The 17,641-nt window shown below is 56.5% G+C and carries 19 protein-coding genes; 12 read left to right on the top strand and 7 right to left on the bottom strand.

The window, feature by feature from the left end:
• Positions 1-43: 43 nt before the first annotated feature.
• Positions 44-1,489 (top strand): metalloprotease TldD, encoded by a 1,446-nt coding sequence (gene tldD, locus AFK63_RS16665; RefSeq protein WP_038865590.1) that lies wholly within the window; start codon positions 44-46, stop codon positions 1,487-1,489.
• A 35-nt stretch (positions 1,490-1,524) separates the two neighbouring features.
• Here the strand turns inward: tldD and aaeR are convergent, their stop codons facing one another.
• Positions 1,525-2,469, bottom strand: a complete 945-nt coding sequence (gene aaeR / locus AFK63_RS16660; protein ID WP_038865589.1) for an HTH-type transcriptional activator AaeR — start codon at positions 2,467-2,469, stop codon at positions 1,525-1,527.
• A 175-nt stretch (positions 2,470-2,644) separates the two neighbouring features.
• Here aaeR and aaeX point away from each other — a divergent pair, with 175 nt between their 5' ends.
• From aaeX to AFK63_RS16635, 5 genes are all read left to right on the top strand, one after another.
• Positions 2,645-2,848 carry a p-hydroxybenzoic acid efflux pump operon protein AaeX gene (gene aaeX / locus AFK63_RS16655; protein WP_004385128.1) on the top strand — a complete coding sequence of 68 codons (204 nt, stop codon included), beginning with the start codon at positions 2,645-2,647 and terminating at the stop codon, positions 2,846-2,848.
• 7 nt (positions 2,849-2,855) lie between these two features.
• Positions 2,856-3,788: a p-hydroxybenzoic acid efflux pump subunit AaeA gene (gene aaeA, locus AFK63_RS16650; RefSeq protein ID WP_038865587.1), complete on the top strand. Its 933-nt coding sequence runs from the start codon at positions 2,856-2,858 to the stop codon at positions 3,786-3,788.
• Positions 3,789-3,793: 5 nt separating this feature from the next.
• Positions 3,794-5,761, top strand: coding sequence for a p-hydroxybenzoic acid efflux pump subunit AaeB (aaeB, locus tag AFK63_RS16645; protein ID WP_038865585.1), 1,968 nt, complete (start codon positions 3,794-3,796; stop codon positions 5,759-5,761).
• Positions 5,762-5,844: 83 nt separating this feature from the next.
• Positions 5,845-7,299, top strand: coding sequence for an NAD-dependent succinate-semialdehyde dehydrogenase (locus AFK63_RS16640; RefSeq protein WP_038865583.1), 1,455 nt, complete (start codon positions 5,845-5,847; stop codon positions 7,297-7,299).
• Between the two features lie 45 nt (positions 7,300-7,344).
• Positions 7,345-7,617 carry a barstar family protein gene (locus AFK63_RS16635; protein ID WP_038865649.1) on the top strand — a complete coding sequence of 91 codons (273 nt, stop codon included), beginning with the start codon at positions 7,345-7,347 and terminating at the stop codon, positions 7,615-7,617.
• Positions 7,618-7,687: 70 nt separating this feature from the next.
• On the opposite strand, the gene yhcN (AFK63_RS16630) is transcribed toward AFK63_RS16635, so the two are convergent.
• From yhcN (AFK63_RS16630) to argR, 3 genes are all read right to left on the bottom strand, one after another.
• Positions 7,688-7,954, bottom strand: a complete 267-nt coding sequence (yhcN, locus tag AFK63_RS16630; protein WP_038865581.1) for a peroxide/acid stress response protein YhcN — start codon at positions 7,952-7,954, stop codon at positions 7,688-7,690.
• Between the two features lie 117 nt (positions 7,955-8,071).
• Positions 8,072-8,335 carry a peroxide/acid stress response protein YhcN gene (yhcN, locus tag AFK63_RS16625; protein ID WP_038865571.1) on the bottom strand — a complete coding sequence of 88 codons (264 nt, stop codon included), beginning with the start codon at positions 8,333-8,335 and terminating at the stop codon, positions 8,072-8,074.
• Positions 8,336-8,699: 364 nt separating this feature from the next.
• On the bottom strand, positions 8,700-9,170 hold the full coding sequence (argR, locus tag AFK63_RS16620) for a transcriptional regulator ArgR (protein WP_004385120.1): 471 nt from the start codon (positions 9,168-9,170) through the stop codon (positions 8,700-8,702).
• 434 nt (positions 9,171-9,604) lie between these two features.
• Between argR and mdh the strand changes: the two genes are divergently transcribed.
• Entirely contained in the window at positions 9,605-10,543 is a 939-nt protein-coding gene (gene mdh / locus AFK63_RS16615) for a malate dehydrogenase (RefSeq protein WP_038865569.1), read from the top strand.
• A 60-nt stretch (positions 10,544-10,603) separates the two neighbouring features.
• Here the strand turns inward: mdh and degS are convergent, their stop codons facing one another.
• The 3 genes from degS to zapG all read right to left on the bottom strand — a co-directional run bounded on the left by degS (position 10,604) and on the right by zapG (position 13,702).
• Positions 10,604-11,671: an outer membrane-stress sensor serine endopeptidase DegS gene (gene degS, locus AFK63_RS16610; RefSeq protein ID WP_038865568.1), complete on the bottom strand. Its 1,068-nt coding sequence runs from the start codon at positions 11,669-11,671 to the stop codon at positions 10,604-10,606.
• Between the two features lie 90 nt (positions 11,672-11,761).
• The gene (degQ, locus tag AFK63_RS16605; protein WP_038865566.1) at positions 11,762-13,129 is read right to left on the bottom strand and encodes a serine endoprotease DegQ; all 1,368 of its coding nucleotides are present in this window, start codon (positions 13,127-13,129) and stop codon (positions 11,762-11,764) included.
• A 174-nt stretch (positions 13,130-13,303) separates the two neighbouring features.
• Positions 13,304-13,702, bottom strand: a complete 399-nt coding sequence (zapG, locus tag AFK63_RS16600; RefSeq protein ID WP_007753372.1) for a Z-ring associated protein ZapG — start codon at positions 13,700-13,702, stop codon at positions 13,304-13,306.
• Positions 13,703-13,905: 203 nt separating this feature from the next.
• Between zapG and zapE the strand changes: the two genes are divergently transcribed.
• The 5 genes from zapE (at position 13,906) to sspB (ending at position 17,572) form a co-directional block, all read left to right on the top strand.
• Positions 13,906-15,036, top strand: coding sequence for a cell division protein ZapE (zapE, locus tag AFK63_RS16595; RefSeq protein ID WP_038865564.1), 1,131 nt, complete (start codon positions 13,906-13,908; stop codon positions 15,034-15,036).
• Between the two features lie 250 nt (positions 15,037-15,286).
• Positions 15,287-15,715 (top strand): 50S ribosomal protein L13, encoded by a 429-nt coding sequence (gene rplM / locus AFK63_RS16590; protein ID WP_002437467.1) that lies wholly within the window; start codon positions 15,287-15,289, stop codon positions 15,713-15,715.
• Between the two features lie 14 nt (positions 15,716-15,729).
• Complete coding sequence (gene rpsI / locus AFK63_RS16585) at positions 15,730-16,122, top strand: 30S ribosomal protein S9 (RefSeq protein WP_000829818.1); 393 nt, start codon at positions 15,730-15,732, stop codon at positions 16,120-16,122.
• A 311-nt stretch (positions 16,123-16,433) separates the two neighbouring features.
• Complete coding sequence (gene sspA / locus AFK63_RS16580) at positions 16,434-17,075, top strand: stringent starvation protein SspA (protein ID WP_038865561.1); 642 nt, start codon at positions 16,434-16,436, stop codon at positions 17,073-17,075.
• A 5-nt stretch (positions 17,076-17,080) separates the two neighbouring features.
• Complete coding sequence (gene sspB, locus AFK63_RS16575) at positions 17,081-17,572, top strand: ClpXP protease specificity-enhancing factor (protein ID WP_038865560.1); 492 nt, start codon at positions 17,081-17,083, stop codon at positions 17,570-17,572.
• Positions 17,573-17,641 lie beyond the last annotated feature (69 nt).

Genomic DNA, 17,641 nt, shown 5'->3' with positions numbered 1-17,641 from the left:
TATTTCATTGCCCGTGCGGGCAGGACCATGAGAGTAGCAAACAATGAGTCTGAACCTGGTAAGTGAGCAGCTACTGTCTGCAAATGGCCTGAGCCATCAGGATCTCTTCTCCATTCTGGGCCAGCTTTATGAGCGTCGCCTGGATTACGGCGATCTCTATTTTCAGTCCAGTTATCACGAATCCTGGGTTTTAGAAGACCGCATTATTAAAGACGGTTCTTACAATATTGACCAGGGTGTGGGCGTGCGCGCCGTCAGCGGCGAGAAAACCGGCTTCGCTTATGCCGACCAGATTAGCCTTGCCTCGCTGACGCAAAGCGCGCAGGCCGCGCGCAGCATCGTGCGTGAGCAGGGCGAAGGGCGCGTCAAGACCCTGAGCGCGGTGGAATATTCTCCGCTCTACACCACGCTCGATCCGCTGCAAAGCCTGAGCCGCGAAGAAAAGCTCGATATTTTACGCCGCGTCGATAACGCCGCGCGCGCGGCGGATAAGCGCGTGCAGGAAGTGAGCGCGAGCCTGACCGGCGTCTATGAACTGATCCTGGTCGCCGCGACCGACGGGACGCTGGCGGCGGATGTCCGTCCGCTGGTGCGCCTCTCCGTGAGCGTGCAGGTGGAAGAAGACGGCAAGCGCGAGCGCGGATCCAGCGGCGGCGGCGGACGTTTCGGCTACGAGTGGTTTATGGAAAATACCGATGGCGAGGTGCGTGCCGAGGCCTGGGCGCGTGAGGCGGTGCGGATGGCGCTGGTGAACCTGAGCGCCATCGCGGCGCCCGCCGGTACGCTGCCGGTGGTGCTGGGCGCAGGCTGGCCTGGCGTGCTGCTGCACGAGGCGGTCGGTCACGGTCTGGAGGGCGATTTTAATCGCCGCGGTACGTCGGTGTTCAGCGGCCAGATGGGCAAGCTGGTCGCTTCCGAGCTCTGCACCGTCGTGGATGACGGCACGCTTGCCAACCGTCGCGGCTCGCTGGCGATTGATGACGAAGGCGTTCCGGGCCAGTACAACGTGCTTATCGAGAACGGCATCCTGAAAGGCTACATGCAGGATAAACTCAACGCGCGCCTGATGGGCGTCGCGCCGACCGGTAATGGCCGCCGCGAATCTTACGCGCACCTGCCGATGCCGCGTATGACCAACACCTATATGCTCGCCGGGAAATCGACGCCGCAGGAAATTATCGAGTCGGTAGACTACGGAATTTTCGCGCCGAATTTCGGCGGCGGCCAGGTGGATATCACCTCCGGCAAGTTCGTTTTTTCGACCTCTGAAGCCTACCTGATTGAAAAAGGGAAAGTGACGAAGCCGGTGAAAGGCGCGACGCTTATCGGCTCCGGTATTGAGGCGATGCAGCAGATCTCAATGGTCGGCAACGACGTGAAGCTGGATAACGGCGTCGGCGTCTGCGGCAAAGAGGGCCAGAGCCTGCCGGTGGGCGTCGGTCAGCCGACGCTGAAAGTGGATAACCTGACGGTCGGCGGCACCGCATAATCGTCTGTGTCGCCCCTCCGCTGCGAGGGGCGACATTATGCGCGGCTCTCTTTCCCTTTCACATTTCTCCCCCGCATCTCCTGATAGACCTGCGCCACCTTCACGAAATAATCAGTCAGCGCGTTAATGCAGACCTGCACCTTGAGCGGCAGCTTGTCCTTTTCGGTATAGAGTGCATAGACTGGCCGCGGGTCGGACTGATAGCGCGGAAAGAGGATCTCCAGCTCGCCGCTGTTGATCTCGTCGATCACCCACATCAGCGGCACATAGGCGATGCCCGCGCCCGCTTTTAACCAGCGGGAGAGCGTCATTGGATCATTGGTGACAAAGCGGCCCTGCGGCAGCAGGCGCGTCGAAATGCCTTCCGGGGCGATAAGCTCGAATTCGTTGTCAGGGCGCACGCTATATTCAAGCCATGAATGGTTGGCGAGATCGGCTGGTTTTTCCGGCGTGCCCGCCTGGGCGAGATAGCTCTTCGCCGCGCAGACCACCATCGGCATAGAGCCGAGGCGTTTTGAGAACAGGCTGGAATCCTGGAGCGCGCCGACCCGGATAACGACATCCAGCCCGTCGGCAATCAGATCCGGCGCGGGAATGCCGGTGACAAGGTTGACCGACAGGCCTGGATAATCGCGCAGCATGTTTGCCGTCAGGCTGGCCAGTACATTTTGCGCCATAGTTGAAGAACAGCCGATACGCAGCGTACCGATGGGACTGTTGTTAAAAGCGTACAATTGCTCATGGACTTCCTGCACCTCATGCAGCATGCGTCGGCAGCCCTGATAGTAGATCCGGCCAGCTTCGGTTAAGCCAATACTGCGGGTACTGCGGTTTAACAGCTTGACCTGTAACTCGTCTTCCAGTTTCGAGACCGTCTGACTGATAGAGGAGACGCTCATCTCAAGCTGCCTTGCGGCGCTGGTAAATGAGCCCAGCTCTACCACTTTGGCAAACACCGACATTCTTTTTAGTCGTTCCATTATTCACTCTGGCTTAAAAGTGATTTAGATCACATATCATAGATAACTTACTATCAGTTACGCTAATATATTATTTCCAACATAACTAACACCGCACTCTCGCCCGGCCATTCCAGGCCACTCGTTGCGGAATATAGTTTAAAAATCAATAGCCTGCACGCAAATCAAGGTCAACATGAGTCTTTTTCCGGTCATAGTGATATTCGGTCTTTCGTTTCCGCCGATCTTTTTTGAGCTTCTGCTGTCGCTGGCGATTTTCTGGCTGGTGCGCCGTGCGCTGATCCCGACCGGGATCTACGATTTTGTCTGGCATCCGGCGTTATTTAATACGGCGCTCTATTGCTGTCTGTTCTATCTGCTGTCGCGCTTGTTTGTCTGAGGTTGATGTGAAATTACTAACAACAAAAATAACCCGCACAGCCATCACCGTGGTGCTGGTCGTGCTTGCCTTCATCGCCATTTTTCGCGCCTGGAGTTTTTATACTGAGTCGCCCTGGACGCGTGACGCGCGCTTTAGCGCCGATGTCGTCGCCATCGCGCCCGACGTCGCCGGGCTTATCACGTCAGTCGACGTGCATGACAACCAACTGGTGAAGAAAGATCAGGTGCTCTTCACTATAGACCAGCCGCGTTACCAGAAGGCGCTGGAAGAAGCGGAAGCTGATGTCGCTTACTATCAGGCGCTGGCGAACGAGAAACGCCGCGAGGCGGGACGCCGCAATAAGCTCGGCATTCAGGCGATGTCGCGTGAAGAGATTGACCAGGCGAATAACGTCCTGCAAACCGTGCTGCACCAGCTGGCGAAAGCCGAGGCGACGCGCGACCTGGCGAAACTCGATCTCCAGCGCACCGTTATCCGCGCGCCCGCGGATGGCTGGGTCACCAACCTTAACGTATATGCCGGCGAATTTATTACGCGCGGCTCTACCGCTGTGGCGCTGGTGAAACAGAACAGTTTCTACGTTCAGGCTTATATGGAAGAGACCAAGCTTGAAGGCGTTCGCCCTGGCTTTCGCGTCGAGATAACGCCGCTTGGCAGCAATAATGTGCTGCACGGCACCGTGGATAGCGTCTCGGCGGGCGTCACCAACGCCAGCAGCACCCGTGATGATAAAGGCATGGCGACGGTCGACTCCAACCTCGAATGGGTGCGCCTGGCCCAGCGCGTGCCGGTGCGCATTCGCCTCGATAAACAGCCTGGCAACCTGTACCCGTCCGGCACTACGGCGACCGTGGTGGTGACCGGCGAGCGCGACCGCGACCGTAGCCACGAATCGGCCTTTAACAAGCTGATGCACCGCCTGCGCGAATTCGGTTAAACGCTATGGGATTCCTGTCTATCGATCCCCGGCATCTGCGCTTTGCGATAAAACTCGCCACCGCGATTGTGCTGGCGCTGTTTGTCGGGTTTCACTTTCAGCTTGAAACGCCGCGCTGGGCGGTGCTGACCGCCGCTATCGTGGCGGCGGGTCCGGCGTTCGCGGCGGGCGGCGAGCCCTGGTCCGGCGCTATCCGTTATCGCGGTATGCTGCGCATTATCGGCACCTTTATCGGCTGTCTCGCTGCGCTGGTGATTATCATCGGCACGATACGCGCGCCGGTAGTGATGCTGACCGTCTGCTGCATCTGGGCCGGTTTCTGCACCTGGGTCTCCTCGCTGGTGAAAGTGGAGAACTCCTACGCCTGGGGACTCGCGGGTTACACGGCGCTGATTATCGTCATCACCATTCAGACCGAGCCGCTGCTGGCGCCGCAGTTCGCGCTGGAGCGCTGCAGTGAAATCGTGCTCGGGATTTTCTGCGCCATTATCGCCGACCTGTTATTTTCGCCGCGCTCGATTAAAAAAGAGATCGACCGCGAGCTCGACGCGCTGCTGGTGGAGCAGTTTCGCCTGATGCAGCTCTGCATGGCTCACGGCGACAGCGAAGAGATGGATAAAGCCTGGGGCGCGCTGGTGCGGCGCACCGCGGCGCTCGACGGCATGCGCGTGAACCTTAATATGGAATCGTCGCGCTGGGGACGCGCAAACCGGCGACTGAAAGCGCTGAATACGCTTTCGCTAACGCTGATTACCCAGGCCTGCGAAACGTATCTCATCCAGAATACCCGGCCGGAGTCGATTGCCCCGGAATATCGCGAACTGTTTGTCGAGCCGGTGGAAACCGCCGCTGATGTACATCGCCGCCTGAAGTTTATCCGTCGCGTCCTCTCCTGGACCGGCGAGCACGACACCCCGGTGACGATTTACACGTGGGTCGGCGCCGCCACGCGCTATCTGCTGCTGAAACGCGGCGTGATCACTAACGCGAAAATCAGCGCGGTGGAAGAAGACGTATTGACCGATGAGGTGGTGGTCAAAGCCCCCTCGGCGGAGCGCCATCACGCGATGATTAACTTCTGGCGCACCACCGTCTCCTGCCTGCTGGGCACGCTGTTCTGGCTCTGGACCGGCTGGACCTCCGGCAGCGGGGCGATGATCATGATAGCCGTGGTGACGGCGCTCGCGATGCGTCTGCCGAACCCGCGCATGGTATCGCTCGATTTCCTCTACGGCATGCTGACGGCGCTGCCACTCGGGGCGTTCTATTTCCTGGTCGTGTTGCCATCGACCCAGCAGAGTATGTTGTTGCTCTGTATCAGCCTGGCGCTGCTCGGCTTTTTTATCGGTATCGAGGTACAGAAGCGGCGGCTTGGCTCGATGGGCGCGCTGGCGGGCACCATTAATATTCTGGTGCTGGATAACCCGATGACGTTTCATTTCAGCCAGTTTCTCGACAGCGCGCTGGGGCAGCTGGTGGGCTGTGTGCTGGCGACGATGGTGATTGTCGTCATTCGCGATAATTCGCAGGCGCAGACCGGACGCATGCTGCTGAATCAGTTTGTTTCGGCGGCGGTGTCATCGCTCACCACGAACAAGGCGCGGCGCAAAGAGAACCATCTGCCCGCGCTCTATCAACAACTCTTTCTGTTGCTGAGCAAATTCCCAGGCGACGTGGCGAAGTTCCGCCTGGCGCTGAACCTGATTATTGCGCATCAGCGGCTGCGCGAAGCGCCGGTACCGGTGAATGACGATCTTTCGGCGTTTCATCGCCAGCTGCGGCGTACGGCGGATCGGGTAATTTCCGCGTCCAGCGACGAAAAGCGGCGCGCCACATTCCGCCAGCTGCTGGATGAGCTGGCGATTTATCAGGAGAAGCTGCATGTCTGGGCGGCGCCGCAATCGGTTATCGATTCCGTGAAGCGGCTGACCGATATGCTGCATAAATATCAGCATGCCCTGACCAACAGTTAAGCCTCAAACCGACGCCCAAAGCGTCGGTTTTTTTCTGACTATACTTACCTCCATCCACGGAATTTCACGTGCAGGAGGGGACAATGACCGCACAACCATTTGCAGGACATGCGTTTTTTAAGACCGGCTACTTTGTTGACGGGAAATGGCATAACGCGCAGGAAACCTTTGATGTACTGAATCCGGCAACGGGCGAGGTGATAGCCCAGGTGGCGAAAGCCGGAAAAAAAGAGACCGAGGCCGCCATCGCCGCGGCCAGCCGTGCCTTCCCTGCCTGGCGCGCAAAAACTGCGAAAGAACGTTCTGAAATCCTCTATCGCTGGTATCAGCTGATGATCGAAAACAAGCGCTGGCTTGGCGAGCTGATGACGAGCGAACAAGGCAAACCGCTGAAAGAAGCCGAAGGCGAAGTCGAATACGCGGCGAGTTTTATTCAGTGGTTCGCTGAACAGGCCAAACGCGCCAACGGTGAAATCATTCCGCCCGCGAAGCCTGGCGCACGCATTCTGGCGACCCGCGAACCGGTCGGCGTGGTGGCGGCGATCACCCCCTGGAACTTCCCGATGGCGATGCTGACCCGCAAACTCGGCCCGGCGCTCGCCGCGGGCTGCACCGGCGTCATTAAACCGGCGAACAACACGCCGCTCAGCGCCTTCGCGCTGCTGGCGCTGGCGCAGGAAGCCGGCGTGCCAGACGGCGTGCTTAATGCGGTCGCGGGCAATACGTCAGAGATAAGCGATGCCATTATGGCAAGTTCTGAAGTGCGTAAAATTTCGTTTACCGGCTCCACGGCTGTAGGTAAGACGCTGATGCGCAATGCCGCCGAAACGATGAAAAAAGTCTCGATGGAGCTTGGCGGTAACGCGCCGTATATCGTCTTTGACGACGCTGACATTGACGCGGCGGTGAAAGGCGCCATCGCCAATAAATTCCGTAACGCAGGCCAGGTGTGCGTCAGCGTTAACCGCTTCTACATCCAGGAAGGCGTCTATGACCGTTTCGTTAACCAGCTGGCGGAGGCGGTAAAAGCGCTGAAAGTGGGTAACGGCATGGAAGAGGGCGTGGTTGTCGGGCCGCTGATTGAACAATCAGCAGTCGCGAAAGTGCGCGAGCATGTCGAAGACGCGGTGGCGAAGGGCGCGAAAGTGCTGACAGGCGGTAAACCGCACGCGGCTGGCGGCAATTTCTGGCAACCAACGGTGCTGATTGACGCGAACGACGACATGAAGCTCGCTCAGGAAGAGACGTTCGGCCCGCTCGCTGCCTGTTTCAGCTTCAAAACGGAAGAAGAAGTTATCGCGCGTGCGAACAATACGCCTTACGGGCTGGCAGCGTACTTCTATACGCAGAATTTACAGCGCGTATTCCGCGTCTCGCAGGCGCTGGAAAGCGGCATGATAGGCGTTAACGAATGTGCGGTCTCGACCGAGCTTGCGCCGTTTGGCGGCGTGAAAGAGTCTGGCCTTGGGCGCGAGGGTTCTGTGCTGGGGCTGGAGGAGTTTATGGAAGTGAAAACGCTGCATCTTGGCGGGTTATAAGCGTGAGGGCGGCGCCATGGCCGCCCGATGAACGTGGTGGCGACAATGAAAAGCTATAGTTTCGATTTCAGTACCATTGCCGATCAGAATGATTTCTGTCAGGCGTTTGCCGCGACGTTTGGCGTTACGCCAGAGCGTGTCGGGGATCTGGATAGTCTCTGGAAGGTCGTGACGGAAGGTGAGTTGCCGTTGCCGCTGGAGATCGTCTTCCTGCACGTGACGGCGGAGATCAAGCGGCGCTTCGGCGCGCTGATTTTGCTGTTTGATGAAGCAGAAGAGGAGCTGGAAGGTCAGCTCCTCTTCAATATCCGGCAATAACCATACTTTAAACCCTTAAAAAGGCCCCCGCGAAGCAGGGGCAAAAGTCGTCGGAGAAGACGACGAGGGTTTATTTGTACAGTTCTGCCGTGGCGTGCCAGTGATCGCCCTGAGTCAGTTCAGTGATGCGATAGCTGCTGGCGCCTTCTTTTTCGGCTTTCTCAGCCAGCTGCTGGCGAACATCCATCGGCGAGCCGGTCAGCTGCGTCACAGAGACGGAGCCCATCGGCTGGAGATTTTGCGCCTGCTGCGCGTTAACTTGTTGTACTGCGGCACTCGCGCCGAAAGAGAGTACGGATGCAAGGCCCAGAGCAGCGATGGTAAAAGTCGTTTTCATTATTTATTCCTCATGCAGGTGTGTTCAGCGGCCTTAATGGTTAGCGTACGGTTTTTATCGGGCCGCTGAGAGGTATTACGGGATTCGGCGCGTTAGCGCGTCTGACGGTAATAACGCTTATTTATAAAGCTCGGCAGTCGCGTGCCAGTGATCGCCGGTACGGGCTTCGATAACGCGGTAAGCCGTCGCGCCTTTCGCTTCTGCTTTTTCATTCAGCATCTGACGCAGATCCATCGGCGCGCCGCTAATAGCGTCAACGGAGACGGTACCGATAGACTGGCGGTTCTGCGCTTGCTCTGCGTTGATGGAGTCGGCTGCGAAAGCACCGAAGGAGAGCATCGAGAGAAGTGTCAGGGCTGTTACAGTAGATTTGGTTTTCATGTTCTTTTCCTCGTCGTAATTGTTATCGGTGGGGTCTTATTGTGTGACCCTCATCACAAAAACAAGTATACACTAATCACCCAAAAAATTAATACGATCCTAATGATTTCCTATGAAACTTTGTGCGTTCACGGCGTTTTTTTATTACCGATCATTATAAAAATAGTCATTAAAAGACCAGTTTTCGATTAATTTGTTTAGAAATCATTCGGTTAATTGAATTTGATAATTTGTGCGGTTTTTAAGCCGAACTACAAGGGGCATCGTAAAAAAACCGGCGGATTACGCTGCAGGCGTAATAAAAGGAAGAAGAAAAGCGGGGTCAAACAAGCAACCGCCGGGAGAACCGGCGGTATCTCAGGCGTTACAGTTCCTGCTCGAACAGCACCAGAATGGCTTCGTAAAGATCTTTCACCGTAAAGCCGCGCGCGGGCGTGGTAAAAATAGTGTCATCACCGGCGATAGTGCCGAGGATCCCTTCAGCTTTACCGAGAGAATCCAGCAGACGCGCGATGAGCTGCGCGGCGCCGGGGCTGGTATGAATGACCACGACGGCGTCGTTGTAGTCGATATCGAGCACCAGGTTTTTCAGCGGGCTGGAGGTAGTCGGTACGCCAAGCTCAACCGGCAGGCAATACACCATTTCCATTTTGGCGTTGCGCGTACGCACGGCGCCAAACTTCGTTAACATGCGGGAGACTTTGGACTGGTTGATGTTTTCGAAACCCTGATCCTGGAGCGCCTGGACGATTTCGCCCTGGGAGCTGAACTTCTCTTCTTTTAGTAACGCTTTGAAGGCTTTGACTAATTCTTCTTGTTTTGCGGAGCTACGCATATATCACCCGTATACAGGCCAATAAACAACATTATTATGCATTGTGATGAATTGTTATGCAAATGGTCTGCCTTGCGGCGGGCTGAAATAATGTTATGAAAGAGACGAATTTTATCAAATTACGTTATCAAGGAACATGCCTGCGTCACGACTCGTAAATAAGCCTTTAAGTAAATCAAATGTTATCAAAATGATGTTGTTTTGATGCTTAAAGAGGGTGTAATGTAACCGCCTGTTGAGATGTTGCTTCGGTAGTGACCCGGCGGCAACCGCGTCGTCTGCACCCGGCGAGAAGGCCGCATCGCTTTCAGTTAAACGCGCTACGATCGCAAACTGCGGGCGAAAACAGTGCTATAACTTCCTCCCAGGATGATTATGGTCGCCACCTCATGGAGTAACGGCACACAATTGCTAACCATAATAAGGAGTTTAGGATGAAAGTTGCAGTCCTCGGCGCGGCGGGCGGTATCGGCCAGGCGCTTGCCCTTCTACTCAAGACCCAACTGCCTTCAGGTTCAGAACTCTCTCTGTATGACATCGCACCGGTGACCCCAGGGGTAGCGGTAGATTTAAGTCATATCCCGACCGACGTGAAAATCAAAGGTTTCTCCGGCGAAGACGCCACCCCGGCGCTGGAAGGCGCAGACGTGGTGCTGATCTCCGCAGGCGTTGCCCGTAAACCGGGTATGGACCGTTCCGATCTGTTCAACGTGAACGCCGGGATCGTGAAAAACCTGATCCAGCAGGTCGCCACGACCTGCCCGAAAGCGTGCATCGGCATCATCACTAACCCGGTCAACACCACCGTGGCTATCGCGGCGGAAGTGCTGAAAAAAGCGGGCGTGTACGATAAGAACAAACTGTTCGGCGTGACCACGCTGGATATCATCCGCTCCAACACCTTTGTGGCGGAACTGAAAGGTAAAAAACCAGCTGAGCTGGACGTGCCGGTTATCGGCGGCCACTCTGGCGTGACTATTCTGCCGCTGCTCTCCCAGATCCCGGGCGTGAGCTTTACCGAGCAGGAAGTGGCCGATCTGACCAAACGCATCCAGAACGCGGGCACCGAAGTGGTGGAAGCGAAAGCGGGCGGAGGCTCTGCGACCCTGTCTATGGGCCAGGCGGCCGCGCGTTTCGGTCTCTCGCTGGTGCGTGCGTTGCAGGGCGAGCAGGGCGTGGTGGAATGCGCCTATGTGGAAGGCGACGGCGAATACGCGCGTTTCTTCTCACAGCCGCTGCTGCTGGGTAAAAACGGTATCGAAGAGCGTAAATCTATTGGCACCCTGAGCGCTTATGAACAGCAGTCGCTGGAAGGCATGCTGGATACGCTGAAAAAAGATATCGCCCTGGGCGAAGAGTTCGTTAACAAGTAAGCGCTGACGAACAAAAAAAACCGGAACTTAGGTTCCGGTTTTTTTATGCCTGCGCTTGCGCTATTCCGGCGTCGCCGGATATTCCTGAATCGTCACCTGGATGGTGAGCTTGCGATCGTTACGCATCACTTCTACCGGGATCACCGACCCTGGACGGATTTCCGCCACCTGGTCCATGGTTTCCAGCGCAGAGATAGCCGGCTTTTTGTTTACCGACACAATGACATCGTTCACCTGAATGCCTGCGCGCGCGGCCGGACCATCCTGCGCCACATCATTGACCACAATTCCCTGAATCTGATCGATACCCGCCGCAGGCGTGTGCATAGGCGTGATTTCACGGCCGCTGATGCCGATGTAGCCGCGAATGACGCGCCCGTCGCGGATCAATTTTTCCATAATGCGCGTGGCGAGTTGGGTCGGGATGGCGAATCCGATGCCTTCCGGCGTTTCGCCGTCGTTGCTCTTATCAAAAGAGAGCGTGTTAATGCCCATCAGTTCGCCCAGCGAATTCACCAGCGCGCCGCCGGAGTTGCCGTGATTGATAGAGGCGTCGGTTTGCAGGAAGTTCTGACGCCCCGAGGGGTTGAGACCAATGCGCCCGGTGGCGCTGATAATCCCCTGCGTGATGGTCTGCCCGAGGTTATAGGGGTTGCCTATTGCCATCACCACATCGCCGATGTGCGGCATACGCTGCGGATTGATAGGGATAACCGGCAGGGCGGTGGCGTTGATTTTCAGCACCGCGAGATCGGTCAGGCTGTCGGAGCCGACCAGCAGCGCCTCGAACACGCGGCCATCCTGCAACGCCACGATTATCTGGTCGGCGTCGTTGATCACATGTTTGTTGGTCAGAATATAGCCGCGTTGGTCCATGATAACGCCGGAGCCGAGCGTGCGGATTTCGAGCTGGCTGCGATTGCTGCCGCCAAGGCTGCGATTATAGACATTCACTACCGCAGGCGCAGCGCGACGCACCGCCCGGTTATAGCTCACGGGGGTCTCATCGTTACTGTCGAGCCGCGGCTGCAACAGCGGATTGTACGGACGCAGGGAAGGCACGAGCGTCAGCAGCAGCGCTGCTACGATCAACCCCGCAATCACCGAGCGTAAAAGCTTCAGAAACATGTGTATGAGATAAGTAGTCAGGGGACGGGCGCAGCATATCATGAGTTAAACGGACATCACACGCGGCGTGATGTCCGTTACCTCAGTTTATTAACGCAGCAGTAAATAGAGGCTGTCGTTGCCGCGCACGATGTGCAGGGCGATGATCGCAGGCTTGCTAGCCAGCAGCTTGCGCATTTCCGCAATCGTACTAACGCGCTCGCGGTTGACGCCGACAATCACGTCATCTTTATGCAGGCCCGCCTGCGCGGCCGCGCTGCCTTTTTCGACGTTATCAATCGTGATGCCTTTGGTGCCGTCTTTAAGCTGACCGTCGCTCAGCGTCGCGCCTTGCAGGGCCGGGGCGATGATATCGGCGCTGGCGGAAGACGACGTGCTCTTATCAAGCGTCACTTCGACTTCCTGCGCTTTGCCATTACGCAGCAGGCCAAGCTTCACTTTGGTGCCCGGCTCGGTGGTGGCGATGCGCGAGCGCAACTCCGCGAAGCTGTTCAGTGGACGGCCATTCAGGCTGACAATGACATCGCCGGCTTTAATGCCTGCTTTGGCGGAGCCGGAGTTTGGCAGCACTTCACTGACAAACGCGCCGCGCTGCGTGTTCAGATTGAACGCTTTGGCGATATCGGCGCTCATCTCGGTGCCTTTAATGCCGAGGAGGCCGCGTTTCACTTCGCCGGACTGCATCAGCTGTTTCGCAAGCGTCTGAGCCATATTCGCGGGGATCGCGAAGCCGATACCCACGCTGCCGCCGCCCGGCGCGAGAATGGCGGTGTTAATGCCGATAAGTTCGCCGTTGAGGTTTAACAGCGCGCCGCCGGAGTTGCCGCGGTTGATGGAGGCGTCGGTCTGGATGAAGTTTTCAAAGCCCTCAAGATTCAGTCCGCTGCGCCCGAGCGCCGACACAATGCCAGAGGTGGCAGTCTGGCCGAGCCCGAACGGATTACCGACGGCGACCACGAAATCACCGACGCGCAGTTTGTCGGAATCCGCTACCTGGATTTGCGTCAGGTTGCTGGCGTTTTGCAACTGGAGTAGTGCGATATCGCTCTGGTCGTCACCGCCGATGAGTCTGGCGTCGAACTCGCGTCCATCATTAAGCTGTACGCTGATTTTCTCGGCGTGGTTAATCACATGGTTGTTGGTGAGCACATAGCCTTTCGCGGCGTCGATAATGACGCCGGAGCCGAGCCCCTCAAACGGCTGTGCCTGCTGGTCAGGCATGGATTCGCCGAAAAACTTTTTCAGCTCTTCCGGTACGCGCTGCTCCTGCACGGCGGTGCCTTCTACCTGGACGCTGACCACGGCAGGCAGCACTTTTTCCAGCATCGGCGCAAGGCTTGGGGTCACAGGCTGGCCCGGCACCTGCGAGGGCAGGGCGGCGAACACCGGAGCGGGTGCCGCGAAAGAGAGACCGAGACTTAACGCTAATGCACTCAACAGCAGGGTTTGTTTTTTCATGAACGCAGCTCTCGCAACCTGGTTATAAACCGTAACCTGAAAAGACGGATATTATTGAATTCTCAATGTCGTAACAATGCTGTCATCGGGACGGCAGCGCTCAGAATAAGCATAGTCAGCGCCCAAAGAAAAGCGGGCGCAATATGCGCCCGACGGTAAGGATAGTCAGCTGAATCAGTTGCGCTTCGCGCCGGTGCGAAGCAGGCCGGACGCGCCGTCAGAGTAGTCGCGCGGCATCTGTACCGGCGCCTGATCGTTGCTGGCTTCCGATTCCGCAAGGCGATTGCGGAACGGATTGGTCTCAGCGGACATTTCCGGCAGCAGGCTGCTTGAGCTTTTCGCCATGTGCTGATAAAGCTGACGATAGTCATGCGCCATGTTATCCAGCAGTTCGGCGCTGCGGGCGAAGTGGCTGACCAGTTCTTCGCGGTAGTCGTCAAGCTCCGCCTTGTTTTTCTCAAGCTCATATTGCAGAGCCTGCTGTTGACGTAATTTGCGGTTACCGAAACGCATAGCGACGGCGCCGATAATGATGCCGACGACTAACCCAATAAGCGCATATTCCCAGGTCATGAACATCTCCCGTTGTCTTGTGATTCCGTAGGGTGGTAACGGCGAGGCTTGGTTTCTCGTCTGCGTGCCGTCGACCGGTAAACCCACTATAACCGCTAATTCAGGAGAAGTGGAATCCTGGAGCGGCATGGCGTAGTGTAGAGCGGCCTTTTTTTGGCCAAATCACGCTGCGGCGAACCGTTTTCAGGAAGTAAGAATAATATATGCAGAGCATCTCTCCGACATCGCGCTACCAACAGGCCCTGAACGAGGGCACCCATCAGCCGGACGACGTCCAGCAAGAAGCGGTAAATCGTCTGAATCTTATCTGGCAGGCGCTTTCACAGAAATCCGCCGAACCTGCGCCTGCCCGCGGCGGTCTGCTGACCAAAGTCGGCAAGCTGTTCGGTAAACGCGACGAAAGCCCCCAGGAAGCGCCGGTACGCGGCTTATATATGTGGGGCGGCGTCGGGCGCGGCAAAACCTGGCTGATGGACCTTTTTTTTCACAGCCTGCCGGGCGAGCGTAAGCTCAGGCTGCACTTTCACCGCTTTATGTTACGCGTGCATGAAGAACTCGCCGCGCTGCAGGGGCAAACCGATCCGCTGGAGATCGTCGCCGACGGCTTTAAAGCGCAGGCCGACGTTATCTGCTTCGATGAGTTTTTTGTTTCCGACATTACCGACGCCATGCTGCTGGGCGGCCTGATGCAGGCGCTGTTCGCGCGCGGCATTACGCTGGTAGCGACCTCCAACATTCCGCCGGATGAGCTTTACCGTAACGGCTTGCAACGTACGCGCTTTCTGCCTGCTATTGACGCGATTAAGACGCATTGCGACGTCATGAACGTCGATGCGGGAATTGATTACCGTCTGCGCACGCTAACGCAGGCGCACCTGTGGCTGTCGCCTCGCGATGAAGCGACGGCGCGCCAGATGGATAAACTCTGGCAGGCGTTGGCTGGCGCGCCGCGTCGTGAGGCACCGTCGCTTGAGATTAACCATCGCCCGCTGCCTACGCTTGGCGTGGAAAACCAGACGCTCGCGGCATCGTTCGCTACCCTGTGCGTGGATGCTCGTAGCCAGCACGATTACATCGCGCTGTCGCGCCAGTTCCACACGGTATTGCTGTTTGATGTGCCGGTGATGACCACATCCACCGAGAACGCGGCGCGGCGTTTTATCGCGCTGGTGGATGAGTTTTATGAACGCCAGGTGAAGCTGGTGGTATCGGCGGATGCGCCGCCAGAGCGCATCTATCAGGGCGAACAGCTGGCGTTTGAATTTCAGCGTTGCCTGTCGCGTTTGCAGGAGATGCAGAGCGAGGAATACCTCAAGCGTCCCCACCTGGCCTGAGGCCTGGCCGCTCCTCTGCACGCAGGGGAGCAAATCCTGTGACTTTACGCATAAAAGGGGTCGATCTTTGTACTCGACTTCTCTATAATCTTGCGACCCCACGTTACAAGAAAGTTTTTTTCCCGAAACTTTTGTGTGCCGAAAACATATCCGAGGGGGTAGGTTTGCGGACTTTGTCGTGTGAACCTCAACTCAATTTAAGCGTTTGGGTGTTCGCCAACGTGTAACTCTATATTTGGGTAAGCTTTTAATGAAAACTTTTACAGCTAAACCAGAAACCGTAAAACGCGACTGGTATGTTGTTGACGCGACCGGTAAAACTCTGGGCCGTCTGGCTACCGAACTGGCTCGTCGCCTGCGCGGTAAGCACAAAGCGGAATACACTCCGCACGTTGATACCGGTGATTACATCATCGTTCTGAACGCAGAAAAAGTTGCTGTAACCGGCAACAAGCGTTCTGACAAAATGTACTACCACCACACTGGCCACATCGGTGGTATCAAAGAAGCGACCTTTGAAGAGATGATTGCCCGCCGTCCTGAGCGCGTAATTGAAATCGCGGTTAAAGGCATGCTGCCGAAAGGCCCTCTGGGCCGTGCTATGTACCGTAAACTGAAAGTTTACGCGGGCAACGAGCACAACCACGCGGCGCAGCAACCGCAAGTTCTGGACATCTAATCGGGATTATGGCAATGGCTGAAAATCAATACTACGGCACTGGTCGCCGCAAAAGCTCCGCCGCTCGTGTGTTTATCAAACCGGGCAACGGTAAAATCGTTATCAACCAGCGTTCTCTGGAACAGTACTTCGGTCGCGAAACTGCCCGCATGGTAGTTCGCCAGCCGCTGGAACTGGTCGACATGGTTGAGAAACTGGATCTGTACATCACTGTTAAAGGTGGTGGTATCTCTGGTCAGGCTGGTGCGATCCGTCACGGTATCACCCGCGCTCTGATGGAGTACGATGAGTCTCTGCGTTCTGAACTGCGTAAAGCTGGCTTCGTTACTCGTGACGCTCGTCAGGTTGAACGTAAGAAAGTCGGTCTGCGTAAAGCACGTCGTCGTCCGCAGTTCTCCAAACGTTAATATTTTTCTGCTCTTGCAGAATCGTATTGGCGAAAACCCGGCATACAGCCGGGTTTTTTTATGCCCGGAATTTTTATCTGTCCCTAATCTACTGAAATCCCGTCCATTTACGGCAATCGGATAAAACCTCTCACCACAAGCTGCGCAAAATCTGGTAAACTATCATCCAATTTTGTGCCCAAATGCTGGTAACTGTTCACGTTTTGTTCGTTTTGCAGACGGAAGTAAGTTCGGCACGGAAGGGTAATCGATAAGGCCAGTCGTGTTTGCGGCTGGTAGCAGTAACTTTCTGAATATACCTGGAGGTTTTCATGGCTGTCGCTGCCAACAAACGTTCGGTAATGACGCTGTTTTCTGGTCCTACTGATATCTACAGCCATCAGGTCCGCATTGTGCTGGCTGAAAAGGGTGTCAGCTTTGAAATTGAGCATGTGGAAACGGATAACCTGCCGCAGGATCTGATTGACCTCAACCCAAATCAAAGCGTGCCGACGCTGGTAGACCGTGAACTGACTCTGTGGGAGTCGCGCATCATTATGGAATATCTCGATGAGCGTTTCCCGCACCCGCCGTTAATGCCGGTTTATCCGGTCGCTCGCGGTGAAAGCCGCCTGTATATGCACCGTATCGAGAAAGACTGGTACTCACTGATGAACGTGATCGTCAGTGGTTCCGCACAGGAAGCCGATGCGGCACGTAAACAGCTGCGCGAAGAGCTGCTGGCTATCGCGCCGGTATTTGGTCAGAAGCCGTACTTCCTGAGCGACGAATTCAGCCTGGTAGACTGCTACCTGGCGCCGTTGCTGTGGCGTTTGCCTCTGCTGGGCGTTGAGTTCAGCGGCGCGGGCGCTAAAGAGCTTAAAGGCTACATGACTCGCGTGTTTGAACGTGATTCGTTCCTGGCGTCGCTGACCGAAGCCGAGCGCGAAATCCGTTTGCAAACCCGGGGTTAAACCTTATGGATATGTCTCAGCTCTCTCCACGTCGTCCTTATCTGCTGCGTGCCTTTTATGAATGGCTGCTGGATAACCAGCTGACGCCGCACCTGGTCGTGGATGTGACGCTGCCGGGCGTGCTGGTGCCGCTGGAGTATGCGCGTGATGGGCAAATCGTTCTGAACATCGCGCCGCGTGCGGTGGGCAATCTCGAACTGGCGAATGACGAAGTGCGCTTTAATGCCCGTTTCGGCGGCGTACCGCGTCAGGTCACCGTACCGCTGGCTGCTGTGCTGGCTATCTACGCCCGCGAAAACGGCGCCGGTACGATGTTCGAGCCAGAAGCCGCTTATGATGAAGAGATGGCGAGCCTGAATGACGAGAACAGCGCTGAAGAGCCGGAAACGGTGATGTCCGTGATTGATGGCGACAAGCCTGATGACGCGGATGGTAACGATCCGGATGACGAGCCGCCGCCGCGTGGCGGACGTCCTGCGTTGCGCGTTGTGAAGTAATCACGTCTCCACATAATGAAAAGCCGGTATGTTTGCGCATACCGGCTTTTTTATTGTAAACCGCCCCGA

Source organism: Cronobacter muytjensii ATCC 51329, from assembly GCF_001277195.1.
In the GTDB taxonomy this organism is placed as follows: domain Bacteria; phylum Pseudomonadota; class Gammaproteobacteria; order Enterobacterales; family Enterobacteriaceae; genus Cronobacter; species Cronobacter muytjensii.
The sequence above is the reverse complement of the archived record's forward strand: the minus strand, read 5'-3'. Positions and strand labels throughout refer to the sequence as shown.

Excerpts from the sequence above, each read along its gene's own strand:
- tldD (WP_038865590.1), top strand. The coding sequence starts at position 44 with ATGAGTCTGAACCTGGTAAGTGAGCAGCTACTGTCTGCAAATGGCCTG.
- aaeR (WP_038865589.1), bottom strand. The coding sequence starts at position 2,469 with ATGGAACGACTAAAAAGAATGTCGGTGTTTGCCAAAGTGGTAGAGCTG.
- aaeX (WP_004385128.1), top strand. The coding sequence starts at position 2,645 with ATGAGTCTTTTTCCGGTCATAGTGATATTCGGTCTTTCGTTTCCGCCG.
- aaeB (WP_038865585.1), top strand. The coding sequence starts at position 3,794 with ATGGGATTCCTGTCTATCGATCCCCGGCATCTGCGCTTTGCGATAAAA.
- AFK63_RS16640 (WP_038865583.1), top strand. The coding sequence starts at position 5,845 with ATGACCGCACAACCATTTGCAGGACATGCGTTTTTTAAGACCGGCTAC.
- AFK63_RS16635 (WP_038865649.1), top strand. The coding sequence starts at position 7,345 with ATGAAAAGCTATAGTTTCGATTTCAGTACCATTGCCGATCAGAATGAT.
- yhcN (WP_038865581.1), bottom strand. The coding sequence starts at position 7,954 with ATGAAAACGACTTTTACCATCGCTGCTCTGGGCCTTGCATCCGTACTC.
- yhcN (WP_038865571.1), bottom strand. The coding sequence starts at position 8,335 with ATGAAAACCAAATCTACTGTAACAGCCCTGACACTTCTCTCGATGCTC.
- argR (WP_004385120.1), bottom strand. The coding sequence starts at position 9,170 with ATGCGTAGCTCCGCAAAACAAGAAGAATTAGTCAAAGCCTTCAAAGCG.
- mdh (WP_038865569.1), top strand. The coding sequence starts at position 9,605 with ATGAAAGTTGCAGTCCTCGGCGCGGCGGGCGGTATCGGCCAGGCGCTT.
- degS (WP_038865568.1), bottom strand. The coding sequence starts at position 11,671 with ATGTTTCTGAAGCTTTTACGCTCGGTGATTGCGGGGTTGATCGTAGCA.
- degQ (WP_038865566.1), bottom strand. The coding sequence starts at position 13,129 with ATGAAAAAACAAACCCTGCTGTTGAGTGCATTAGCGTTAAGTCTCGGT.
- zapG (WP_007753372.1), bottom strand. The coding sequence starts at position 13,702 with ATGACCTGGGAATATGCGCTTATTGGGTTAGTCGTCGGCATCATTATC.
- zapE (WP_038865564.1), top strand. The coding sequence starts at position 13,906 with ATGCAGAGCATCTCTCCGACATCGCGCTACCAACAGGCCCTGAACGAG.
- rplM (WP_002437467.1), top strand. The coding sequence starts at position 15,287 with ATGAAAACTTTTACAGCTAAACCAGAAACCGTAAAACGCGACTGGTAT.
- rpsI (WP_000829818.1), top strand. The coding sequence starts at position 15,730 with ATGGCTGAAAATCAATACTACGGCACTGGTCGCCGCAAAAGCTCCGCC.
- sspA (WP_038865561.1), top strand. The coding sequence starts at position 16,434 with ATGGCTGTCGCTGCCAACAAACGTTCGGTAATGACGCTGTTTTCTGGT.
- sspB (WP_038865560.1), top strand. The coding sequence starts at position 17,081 with ATGGATATGTCTCAGCTCTCTCCACGTCGTCCTTATCTGCTGCGTGCC.